A 12,482-nucleotide genomic window follows, 5' to 3' on the forward strand; every position below is an offset into this window, starting at 1 on the left:
AGAGTCAGGAGCCTATGAGAACGACTCCTGACTCAACCACTATGTAACCACTAACCTAATTAAGGCTTTTCTGCATTGTACAGTTCAGCTACCTGAGTAGCAGAGAAAGATGCATGGAATACACGCACATCATCCATTTGTCCTTTGAAGTGATTGTTATCAGGGAAACCAACAGGGTTTGCCCAGTCATCTGTAATCACTCTGTTTTCGCTGCCCTGGATAAAACCAAAGGCTAATTTGTTGCCGGGTGCATCGTTGCCATTGTAAGCCACTCCTACTGCATTGTAAAGGGCATGAGTCTCACCATAAAGGTTGAAGTCCTGGCTCTTTCTCAGCTCACCGTTGATATAAATTGCACCAATTTTGGTTGCTGCATCATAGCTCACAATAACGTGCGCCCACTTGTCTTTGATGATAGCAGCCAAACCACCTGACGCAGATACGTCCTGATCGAAAGTCCATCCTTGCCATCCAAGGTTACCTGTGGTAGACCACCAAAGATCCTGTACGCCGGTAGTTCCTCCTGAAAGCGCATAAGTAGAGGCTAACTTGCATCCGCTGTAGTTGCCAAAGATTTCAAACTGGAAACCATTCCACGCACCTAAGCCCATTACAAACTGTCCACGGGTTTCGTCATTGTCGTTCACATCAGATCCGTCAGACTTAATCCAGAAGCTCAAGGTAAAATCATCGGTATCCATCAGCGCATCCGCACCTGGCACCTGGATCAAACTCTCATCACCGTCGAAAGAAGCGGTACTCTCTGCCTGACCGAATCTGTCAGTAACGTAGGTAATCTTAGTACGGCTATCCGCGTCGAAAGCACCCATTTCATCTGTATCATCTCCGTCAAACTTCCAGTAGGCTACCTGTGCATCGGCATTTGGCGGAGTAACCTCAGCTACACCACCTGTGGCAAACGATCTGCTGGTGGCTAGAAACTCACCGCCATCAGCCGCTACGATAGCGCCAATAGAAAGCGTATAGTCCGTGCCTCTTGCCAACTCTTCTGTTGCGGTTAGGGTCACTGTAGCGCCGCTGGCAGCTACTTCTGCTGCCACACCACTGATAGAAACTGTAGAAGCACTTACTGTGGCCGCGTCCACTTCTTTATCGAAAGTAAGCGTAACCACTAAATCAACAGGAACACCACTTGCTGAAGTGGCACCATTCAAATCCACGCTGGTCGCTTCACCTGAAAGTACATCAGTACCTGTAGCACTCACACTCACAAGTGCCAGTGCACTCGGACCTTCGTCATCTCCGCAACTGATAAAAACCATCGTACTGGCCAACAGCGCCAGAACCATTAATAATTTCATTGTTTTCATACTTACTTCATTTTAGGTTTAATAATCCTCTTTTACTTCTATTTACTTGTCATTGAATTCACTTAATAACCTTCATTTTGGGAAATCCTTCCTTCTGAAATATCCACTTCAGATTGGGGGATCGGAAAGAGTTCGTTCTTGTTTTTCACAAACCCCAGCGGCCCCAGGATGGTTTCCGCCCTATTGGTGCGCACCAAATCCCAAAACCTCAATCCTTCAAACGCCAGTTCATAGTTTCTCTCATTCTCTATGGCCAACCGAAGAGCAGCCTGGTCTGTCACAGTAACATCAGGCAGAATGCCAGCATTGCCCCCTCTGGCACGTTCACGCACCTCATTAAGGTATTCCAGCGCTTCAGCGGGCTTATTGTTTTCATTAAGTGCTTCAGCAGCCATCAACAGTACGTCAGCATATCGGATGATTCGCTTGTTATGGCCAAATGACTCATTGGTACCAGGGCCGGGATGCCATATCTTTTGGTTATAGACCTCTATTTCTACAATGTCCCCATCCACTCTGGTGGTATCGGGAGTGGAGGCGTCTCCACCGGTCTCCACACCATCCAGTACTTCACCCAGGAAAATAATACTGGCTTCCATCCTTGGGTCATTGTTGGTTTGCATCATCACTATCCACGGGTAAGCTGGTCTCCCAAAACCCCACCCACGATTGGGCGTTCCACGGATACCCATGGTGTTACCATACTGATTGCCCCCCTGATCAAATGGGAAGGGCAACGCTCCAATCTCAAAGACTGATTCCACCCCAAACTCATGATCATGACTAAAGGCATCGGCAAAGTTTGGTTCCAACTCGTATTGCGCAGATGCAATGACTTCCAGTGCATATTTCTCCGCATTCACAAAGTCACCATTAAAGAGGTACAGTCTGGCCAACAAGGCCTTGGCTGCCCCTTTGGTGGCGCGCCCAGCTTCGTCTGCTGAGTATTCCGATTTTTCAGGAAGAAACTCCGCAGCATGTAGCAGGTCAGGATAAATCACCTGGTTGAAAATTTCCTCTGCAGAGGTTTTACCCAGATCAAGGGCCGGATCCGTCACCAGTACCAGGGGTACTGCCCCAAAGCCCTGAACCAGCTGAGAATAAAAATACCCTCTTAAAAACCTGGCCTCTGCCACGATCCTCGCTCTGAGGTCTTCATCCATCACGATGGCCGCATTAGGTACCTCGTTAATTACCAGGTTGGCTCGGCGGATCGCCTGATAGAGCGTTTTGTACCACCTGTCACCAGAGCCTTCTGTGGCCGTGTGGGAAAAGTTATCATACGGAGCAATGGCCGTACCATCTCCGGGGTTACTTCCCTTGGTCATCTGATCGCTCATGATGTCCAAAAGTGGAAAACCACCTGTATGGATATTCCAAACACGAAGGGAGTTATACACTCCGTTTACCGCCAGTACGGCATCAGATTCTGACTGGGGAAAGGTGCCGGCAGTCAGGCTACCCAGCAAAGGCTTCTCCAGGTTCTCTTCACATGCAGAGAAGAAAAAAACAAGACTTATGAATGTATATTTTAAAGATTTCATCGCTTAAAAAGTTAAATTCAGTCCCACACTATATACTTTGGTAATGGGATAAACCCCCTTGTCAATAACCCCATCCAGGGCACTGGATGCTCCCAGATCCGGAGAATATCCGCTGAATTGTGTCTTGGTGAAAAGGTTAGTACCACGCACATACACTTTGAGTGACTGTGCACCCACGCTATTCAAAACGGCCTGCTGGAAATTGTAAGACAGTGTGACTGTCCGCAATCGCAGGTAAGATCCATCCTCTATGAAATAATTGGAAGGTGTGTAGTTGGTCCCTCCGGAAACGGCTCTGAAATTTTCATTGGAAGGGTTGGAAGGAGTCCAGTGATCCAAAAATCGGGTTTCATAATTGAGCAGCGAAAACCTCACTGCCTGCTTGCCATTGTAGATATCTACACCCGTTTGCCCTTGAAAATCCAACCCCACTCTAAACCCTTTGTACCCAACCTCTGTATTAAATCCATAAACCAGCCCGGGAATCGAATTCCCCAGCATGATCCTGTCATCTCCATCCAGTATACCGTCTTCATTGGCATCCCGGTAGATCAAATCACCAACCGTCTGCCCGAAAAGGTGCGGTGTGGCGTCCACCTGCTGCTGTGTCTGGAATACGCCAATGGCATCATAGCCATAGAAGAAACCAATGGGCTGGCCCACTGCGGTTCTCGAAACCTGCTGTCCGTTCCCAAGATCACCCGCTACAATGAGTGAATCCACACCAATGTCCTGCCCAAGCTCCAGCACGGTATTCTTGACAGTTGATCCCAAAAATCCGAGTTTGTAGTTAAAGTTGCCAATATCATCCTGCCAGTTCAGACTAAACTCAAACCCTTTGTTCTCCACAGAAGCCACATTATATACAATCTGCTGGAAAGCTCCGAGCCCTGAGTACCCTATGGGCTCCAGGTTGACCAGAATATCATTGGTTGTTTTCACGTAATAATCCATTTCGGAAACCAACCGACCACTGAACATATCAAAGTTTAATCCTACATCAAACTGTACGGTCTCTTCCCATTTCAGATTGGGATTACCCCCGGTCGCGTAAGCAGCCCCTGATACATACTGTTCGTTTTGTCCAAACACCGCCCCGAAATCCTGGTCGATTTGTGGAAACTGAGCATCGTAGCTGATCTTATCATTTCCCACAATTCCCCAACTTGCTCTCAGCTTCATGTTACCCAGAAAACTTACGTCAGGAAAAAATGCCTCTTCAGATAAGTTCCAACCAAGTGCCAACGATGGAAATACGCCATATCGGTTGTTAGGGCCAAACTTGGAAGAACCATCCCTTCTATAAGTGGCGGTAAACAAATACTTGTCCATCAAACTATAATTGAACCTGAACAAATAAGACTGGATGGCTGAATGGGAAGCATTGTTGGACACGTCCTGCAGCAATGGATCGCCATCAGAAGCGTCGATGTACCAGAAGGATTCACCATCACGGAGCAGGTTTTGAGCAGAACCCGATAAGAATTCAGACTTCACTCGCTGGGTGGTATAGCCCGCCACGGTATTGAACCGATGGACGCCGATCTCCTTCACATAAGAGATGGTGTTTTCCCATAGAATAAAACTGTTGTCATTATATTCTTGTGAAATATCGCTGGTCTCATTTTGCTGCAAGGGAGCTACAAAGTATTCAGGTGTGAAGCTCTTGTTTTTGCTCATGCCCAGTGAAAACTGCAAACTTGACTTCACCGAAAACCCATCCAAAAAAGCGTACTGAGCAAAAACGTTTCCGACACTCTCTATACTCTTATTGACATTATTGGTGTATTCGATGGCCGCCAGTGCATTTCCGCCACCCTGCACCTCAGCAAATATTTGCTCTCCGGTCACGGGGTCTGTGGTATAAGGCGCATCAATAGGCCACGCGCGTAGTGCCGTATTCACCACTCCCGGGCTGTTCTGTTTTTCTTTGAGTGCCACAGAAAGGCTGAGTCCAATGTCTAAATTCTTGGCTATTTCGTAATTGGTATTGATTTTGGTGGTAATCCGCTCCAGGCCTGACTTAGGTAAAATACCCTCCTGGCCGAAATAGCCCAGTCCGAAGTAATAATCCACCTTCTCATTCGCTCCCCCAAAAGAGAATGAATAGGATTGAATGGGCGCATAGTCATTGTATATCTCATCCTGCCAGTCGGTAGTAGGTAGCTGATCCACATTGTATGGGCCAGGTTCCGTCAAATCAATGTCATTGACATACTGACCAAACTCTTGACCATTCATCAAGTCAATTTTGTTGGCAACCCTCTGCCAACCCAGCTCTGCGCTAAAATTGATTCTTGGAGCGCCCTGCACTCCCCGCTTGGTGGTGATAATGATCACCCCGTTACTTCCTCTGGAACCAAAAATGGCGGTAGCCGAAGCATCCTTCAGTACTTCCACTGACTCAATGTCATTGGCATTCAGGAAGTCCAATGGCGTACCTGATCCACTGTTATCTGAAACTCCTTTCTCAATAATCACTCCATCCACCACAAAAAGCGGATTGTTGTTATTGAGCGTGGTAACCCCTCTTAACCGCACCACAGGTGTAGCGCCCGGGTCTCCACTGGGACTCAAAACCTGAAGTCCTGAAACCTTTCCCTGGAGGGCCTGCACAGGACTCGCATTGGGCACCTTAAGTAAATCCTCCCCTTTCACTGAAGCCACGGCTCCCGTAAGGTCACTTTTCCTCACCGAACCATACCCCACTACCACTACTTCCTCAAGTTCAGAAAAATCTATATCCAGAGAAGTGTTGATCACACTTTGGTTATTCACCCGAATTTCTCTGGACTTATAACCCACATAGGTAAAAACCAAAACAGCCTCCGAACCAGAGACCATCAGTTGGTAATTACCATCTAAATCCGTCACCGTGCCATTGGTGGTACCTTTCTCAATGATGGTGGCTCCAATCAGCGGCTCCCTGGTCTCAGAATCGAGGATTGTTCCGCTAATTTTAAAATCCTGAGCATCCACATAGCTGGATGTGAAAATCATTGCGATAATGACAATAAATAGCTTAGTAAAGTGCCTCATATTATAAAGTTGTCAATGAGATAACGATTGCATCTATGCAACTTTAGAGGTTTTTCCAGCTATTTCAAAAAAATTATCATTTTCATATCTAAGAATAATCCAATAAACATGAAATTAATATCCCGCAGCTCTTTAATCAATATATCGCTTTAATCTCATGAAAAATATTTTGATATAAATTCAAAACCAATTTACGACATATGATGGATCGCTTTAATCACAACCATAACCCCATTAAAAAATTCTTGATTTTATACAATAATTATTTTTGGCTTGGAACGAAATCTTCCAGGTTTTTAAAAATTTCGTGAAGGGCGCGTTTTTCCTCTTCTGTCAGCCCCTTGATTCGTTTCTTGAAATCCGAAATAGTGTTTTTCCTCAATTCTAACCTATCTGAGAATTCCACCAGCGAGTACTGGTCTTTGTTGAAACTGTCGTAGAGTATATAGAATGCTTTTTCCAGAGGAAATTTGATGCCATGGAAGAGCGTCTTGGTAGTAGGCGACTCCTGATAACCGCATTTGGTGCATCTTCTGCTAAAAGGGGCCGACCCCTCACTGTACACCGTGTTTTCACATCTCGCACAACTATAATTACTCCTCCATTTAAAATTACTTAGTGCACGCAGACAATCGTTTTTGTCCGAAAAGACCTCAACAAACTCTTTATAAGTGAGTTCCTTATTCTGAAGACGCTCCATCTGTATGGACTTAATGTTATTTCTAAGCCTCCAGTTATCCAGATCCAACAGGGAATTGATTTCAGAGATCTCCACTTTTTGTTGTGAGAGCAGCGTGTTTTTTTCCTTCAGCTCTGCAGTACGCTGCTCCACCAGTGACTCCAACTGAGCATTCATCCGATCCTTCAGCTTCGCATTCTCCTCATGCTGTAAAATGATTCTTTTGTGGGCACGGTCCCGGTTTTCTTTCAAAATCCTCACCCGATCGCTCAAAGCGAAAGAAAGGAAGAGCATTTCAAAAACAAAACAAATATGAAGACTATAGTAAGTCAGAGTGGTGAATGGGATTAGTGAAAGCATGAGCATGGCCTTGAGAATAAACCCAAGGAAGAGCACTCCGAAAGCGACGATAAAAAAGCGAGCCGGTTTGTATCCTCTGTTGAATACCGAGATGCTCCCTGCAAAAATGATGATCAGCGGGATCAGTTCAATGTTTCGATTCTGGAATATGGAATGATCAAAAAAGAGCGCGTAGACAAAAAGAAGGATTCTTAACCCAAACACCACATTTAACAGGTTATTGATTTTTGGAGCCCTGATTTTGAGGTTTAGAAATTTCTTGGAGAATAGGATCGCCCAGAAAATAATGGCAAACAGAGAAACCCCATGAGCCACCTGATTCCATTCGGGACTGTTGCGCCACAGGTATTGATACCCCACCCCATCCACACTCATGGCAAATACCCCCACACTGATGATGTAAAAAGTGTAGTAGAGGTATTTGATCTCCCTCATGGCCGAATAGATCAGCATGTTGTAGAGTGATATTATCAGAATCATCCCATAAAAAATGCCGTAGAGGTAATACTCCGCCAGGGCATACTCCACGAATCGGTTGTAGCTCCTGATGCCCACCCTTATATCCGCATACTCATGACTCACCACCCTGAAATAAAGGAGATACTCGCCAGATCCGGTCAACTGAATTTCAAAATTCTTGTGGGCCATGGGTTTTTCCTGAAAAGGAAGCATATCCCCCATGGTGTATTCCTTGAAAGCCCTCCCTTCATGGCTCAAATAGACCTGCAGGGTATCAATGGTCTGGTCAAAAAACTCAAGCAGGTAGTTGGTCTCGCCTTCAGGGATGACCAATTTTATTTTCATCCAGTAGGCCGAACCGGTGTTATAATCCTGAGGAGTAAAATTCAGGTTCTTGTTGAACTTAGTTTGAAAATCTGTGGCTGACACATCCTCAAAGGTGAGGGTGGTAAACCGATCTTCGTAAAACTCTATGTCCCTGATTTTTAGTTGCAGCTCATGTGTTCCCGGAGCGATCACAACGGGTGTAGCATAAAGAAGTAAATGAAACCACAAATAAATCATATCATCGGTGCTATGGAAACTTAAAGATAACCAACAAGAATTTCCCACAATTTGTCCTCTGTCAAACTATTTCGGGCAGAAACGCATTAATGAGGAGAGACATAAGTTTGAGGTCAGAAATCCCTTGATTAACATTGCACCTGAATTAAGTTAGGTAATGGAGATAAGCAGAGACAATATATTAATTGCGCTAAGTGAAGTTCAGGATCCGGATCTGAAGAAAGATCTGGTCACACTGAATATGATTCATAACATCCAGGCAGGAGAAAAAGCGATCAGGTTTACTGTGATGCTCACTACCCCCGCCTGTCCCCTGAAAGAACTTATCAGAAAAGATTGTGAAAAGGCCATTACCAAACACTTTGGTGAGGAAATCACCCTTGAGATAGAAATGTCAAGCACAGTGACCACCGTCCGGCAGAATGCGCCCATGCTTCCCGGCGTGAAGAATATCATTGCCGTGGCTTCTGGTAAAGGAGGCGTGGGTAAATCCACTGTAGCGGCCAACCTGGCTGTAGCACTGGCTAAAACCGGAGCCTCTGTGGGGTTGATTGATGCGGATATCTTTGGCCCATCGGTCCCCACCATGTTCAATTGCGAATTTGAGCAGCCAAGTGTGACACAGGTGGATGGTCAGAATAAAATCATACCCATCGAGCAGTATGGTGTTAAGCTAATGTCCATTGGCTTCCTGGCACCGCCAGAAAATGCTGTGGTTTGGAGGGGGCCCATGGCCAGTTCTGCACTGAAGCAATTTCTGGGGGATACCGTTTGGGGAGAACTGGATTACCTCCTGATCGACCTTCCTCCAGGCACCAGTGACATTCACCTTACCCTTGTGCAGAGTGTACCCGTCACCGGAGCCATTGTAGTCACCACTCCTCAAAAAGTGGCCCTCGCAGATGCCCAAAAAGGAATTGCAATGTTCAGACAACCCCAGATCAATGTACCTGTTTTGGGGGTCGTGGAGAACATGGCATATTTCACACCTGAGGAACTTCCCGATAATAAGTACTATATTTTCGGTGAAAATGGCGGCAAGCAGTTGGCTGATAAATTCAATATCCCACTGCTTGGACAGATTCCTCTGGTGCAGAGCATCAGAGAAAGTGGGGATGCAGGCTATCCGGCAGTACTCAAAGACGATGTGACTGCTGATGCATTCAGGAATTTATCTCAATCGCTGGCCCAGCAGGTGGCCATCAGAAATGCCTCAGAAGCAAAGACTAAAAAAGTAGAAATAAACGTTTAAAACATGGCTAATCTTGAATTATTGGAAAAAATAGAGTCTGCACTGGACACTATAAGACCGTATCTGGAAGCCGATGGTGGTAACGTCAAAATACTCGAGGTGACTGAAGATCAGATCGTCAAACTTGAACTTTTGGGCAATTGTGGCTCATGCCCTATGTCCACCATGACCCTCAGGGCTGGAGTGGAAGAGGCAATCAAAAGAGCAATTCCTGAAATCAGAGGAGTTGAGGCCATCAACATTACTACCCCGGATGATCCCCGTGCCAAATTACCTGAAACCATGATGTAAAATGCGGGGGGTTCTACTGTTCTTGCTGCTGTTTTCCTTTGGCATAAGTAAAGGACAGGAGAGATGTGCGACCAATCAGCTGAATGCCAATGTTAGAAGAACAGAAGTTCAATCTGACTTTGAAGGCTGGCTAAAAAAGTGTATTCAGGAAAAGAAAGCACTGCAATCTGTTTCCGCACAAAGAGCCACTGTGTATCAAGTCCCTGTTGTTTTCCACATTATACACGATGGTAGCCCGGTAGGCTCTGGCTCCAACATCCCCGATGACAAAATACTTGAGCAGCTGCAAATCATCAACGAAGATTTTAGCCGAACCAATGCTGACGCCTCTGAAACCCCTGCTGAATATCAGAGTGTGGCAGCCGATGCAGAAATTCAGTTTGTCCTGGCCAAACAGGATCCTGAAGGTCTGCCGACCAGCGGAATCGTGAGGCTTCAGGGCTCCAAATCCACCTACAGCCCCTCAGAGGATGCCTTGCTGACCTCAGAGAGCTACTGGCCACAAAATGACTACCTGAATATCTACGTTACCGATCTGAGCCAGGGCAACCTCGGCTATGCTCAGTTCCCGTTTTCCAACCTCCCGGGCATCGCCTCGGAGCTGGAAAACTACAAGTCTACGGATGGTGTGGTGCTGGATTATGCATGGACCGGTATCAATGAAAACACCGGCAGCTTCGATAGCAAAGGGCGTACCGCCACCCACGAGATCGGTCATTACCTGGGTTTGCGCCACATTTGGGGCGATGGAGGCTGTGGGGTCGATGATTTTTGTGAAGACACGCCACCTGCCTCAGGCTCATCCACAGGTTGCCCCAAAGATAAAATCTCCTGCGACACCAAAGACATGATCCAAAACTTCATGGACTATACAGATGACGTGTGCATGAACCTTTTTACCACCTGCCAAAAGCAGAGGATGCACACCGTACTGGAAGAAAGCCCCAGAAGGGCTTCGCTCCTCACCTCTCCGGGCCTGCTGGAGCCTGTACTCACCAATAACGACCTGGGAATACGATCGGCTATAGCTCCCACCCAATCTCAATGCGCAAGTACGGTAACTCCGGGAATTCAGGTGAGAAATTATGGCCTCAATGCCATCACTACTTTCAGGGTGGCTCTTTTCCATGAGGGCACTCTGCAAGAAACCCTCAGTTCAAACGTACCATTAACTACAGGCGAGACAACGGAAATCAATTTTACCCCTCTGTTTTTGAATGATCAGGAGGCTAATGAATTCACCTTTGTGGTCACTCAGGTAAATGGCGGCCCCGATGGAAATGATCAAAACAACAGCCTTACAGTAACCATTGCTCCGTTTCTCCCTAAGGTGGTTCCGTTTTTTGAAGATTTTGAGGCAGGCAACAGTTACTACAAGATCACCGAAACCGGAGACCAGTCGGCATGGACCTTCACCACAGCACCTGACTCCACACCTTCCAATCAGGCGGCAGTTCTTCCTTTTTACAATCAAACCGCCAATTTTGGTTATCAGGATTTCCTGATCACGCCCACCCTTGATTTCTCAGCACTCACCTCTGTACAGCTGGACTTCAGCTACGCATACGCTTCCCGTTTTTCGGAAAACCTGGATGGGCTCATTGTGTTGGTTTCCACCAACTGCGGGCAGGATTTTCTTCTTCAGGACATGGTATTTGAGCGCTATGGCAAAAACCTGCGCACCGCTGGCACCAGCGATTTCAGCTTCATACCCGATGAACTTTCCGACTGGGAAAGCGTCAACCTCAACCTGACGAAATTTGCAGGTGAAGAGCAGGTACAAATAGCCTTTGCAGGGGTAAATGGTGGGGGCAACAACATCTATCTGGACAACATCTCAGTGACGTCAGCAAACCTGCTGGCATATGATATAGGAATCAAATCAGTGGAAAACCTGCCTGTGGTAAGCTGTGAGCAATCGGCTTTCCCGCTGGTGGAGATCAAAAATTATGGGTATGAAGATGTCAGGGACATTGAGTTTCAGGTGGAAGTGAATGGGGTTACTTTTATGGAAGAATTCCATGACCTTTTCTTACCTTCCGGTCATTCAGAAACCTTTATGGTGAACACCTCTGAGTATATGGCAGAGGGCTTCAATGAGTTCATCTTCACCATTAGTCAGGTGAACGGACGGCAGGACGAACAGGCCGCCAATGATCAGAAAACTTTTTACGGGCTGGTGAATGACGCAGAAGACGCCATTCCCGTACAGGAAACTTTTGAAAATCAAAGCTGGATTGTTGTGGATCCTACAGGAGTTCCCCTATTTGAAGTATTGCGCGTGAATAAGGACACCGTGTTGGCTTCTATGAGCTATGGCAATGAAACCATCAGTAAGAGTTACCTGATTTCACCCACCCTCCAAACCGGCCCTTACAGCCAGGGGGCAATTCGGTTCGATTACTCCTATGGTCAGCGCACGGGATTTAATGACAACCTGAAGGTACTTCTGTCTTTGAATTGTGGAAAAACCTTTGAAAAAGAGCTCCTCAGCCTCAACTCTGAGCAGCTGGCTGTGAAGGTAAGCAACACCGAATGGGTGCCCGAATCAAGAGAAGACTGGAAGACGGCCTTTATTGATATCACTGAATACATGAACTGGCCGGAGCTCCGGATTGCGCTGGTCTTTTCCAACGGCAATGGCAACAGACTCTACCTGGACAACATCAATGTGCTCACCTCTAATGACCCGGGACTCCCTGAGTTTCAGAACCAGGTGCAACTTTATCCCAACCCTGCTACCACAGAGTTTAATGTCGCCTTTAACCTTCCAGACAAACAAACCATCAACCTCCAACTCATAGATATCAGTGGCAAAGTGCTCTTCGATCAGAACTTTAGCAACATCATCAATCAAACGATCAATCTCAAAGCACCGTCTCAAAGTGGCTTCTACATTCTTCATGTAAGTGGTCCTGATATTAGCTACACCAAAAGATTGTTTATCAGACAATAGAAATCCC

Annotated in this window: 7 protein-coding genes; 3 read left to right on the forward strand and 4 right to left on the reverse strand. The window is 46.4% G+C overall.

Annotated elements, in window-relative coordinates; translation table 11 throughout:
• Positions 1-59: 59 nt before the first annotated feature.
• From RIH33_RS03355 to RIH33_RS03370, 4 genes are all read right to left on the reverse strand, one after another.
• Positions 60-1,331, reverse strand: coding sequence for an Ig-like domain-containing protein (locus RIH33_RS03355; protein WP_406653663.1), 1,272 nt, complete (start codon positions 1,329-1,331; stop codon positions 60-62).
• A 62-nt stretch (positions 1,332-1,393) separates the two neighbouring features.
• Positions 1,394-2,875: a RagB/SusD family nutrient uptake outer membrane protein gene (locus RIH33_RS03360; protein ID WP_406653664.1), complete on the reverse strand. Its 1,482-nt coding sequence runs from the start codon at positions 2,873-2,875 to the stop codon at positions 1,394-1,396.
• Positions 2,876-2,878: 3 nt separating this feature from the next.
• The gene (locus RIH33_RS03365; RefSeq protein WP_406653665.1) at positions 2,879-5,914 is read right to left on the reverse strand and encodes a SusC/RagA family TonB-linked outer membrane protein; all 3,036 of its coding nucleotides are present in this window, start codon (positions 5,912-5,914) and stop codon (positions 2,879-2,881) included.
• Positions 5,915-6,176: 262 nt separating this feature from the next.
• Positions 6,177-7,976, reverse strand: coding sequence for a 7TM diverse intracellular signaling domain-containing protein (locus tag RIH33_RS03370; RefSeq protein WP_406653667.1), 1,800 nt, complete (start codon positions 7,974-7,976; stop codon positions 6,177-6,179).
• A 157-nt stretch (positions 7,977-8,133) separates the two neighbouring features.
• Between RIH33_RS03370 and RIH33_RS03375 the strand changes: the two genes are divergently transcribed.
• The 3 genes from RIH33_RS03375 to RIH33_RS03385 are packed head-to-tail and all read left to right on the forward strand — an operon-like array spanning position 8,134 to position 12,475.
• A complete protein-coding gene (locus RIH33_RS03375; protein ID WP_406653669.1) occupies positions 8,134-9,228 on the forward strand; it encodes an Mrp/NBP35 family ATP-binding protein in 1,095 nt (364 codons plus the stop codon).
• A 3-nt stretch (positions 9,229-9,231) separates the two neighbouring features.
• Positions 9,232-9,519 (forward strand): NifU family protein, encoded by a 288-nt coding sequence (locus tag RIH33_RS03380; protein ID WP_406653670.1) that lies wholly within the window; start codon positions 9,232-9,234, stop codon positions 9,517-9,519.
• 1 nt (position 9,520) lies between these two features.
• Complete coding sequence (locus RIH33_RS03385; protein ID WP_406653671.1) at positions 9,521-12,475, forward strand: choice-of-anchor J domain-containing protein; 2,955 nt, start codon at positions 9,521-9,523, stop codon at positions 12,473-12,475.
• Positions 12,476-12,482: the final 7 nt, after the last annotated feature.

Origin of the sequence: Marinoscillum sp., from assembly GCF_040222955.1 — a bacterium.
Lineage (GTDB): Bacteria > Bacteroidota > Bacteroidia > Cytophagales > Cyclobacteriaceae > Marinoscillum.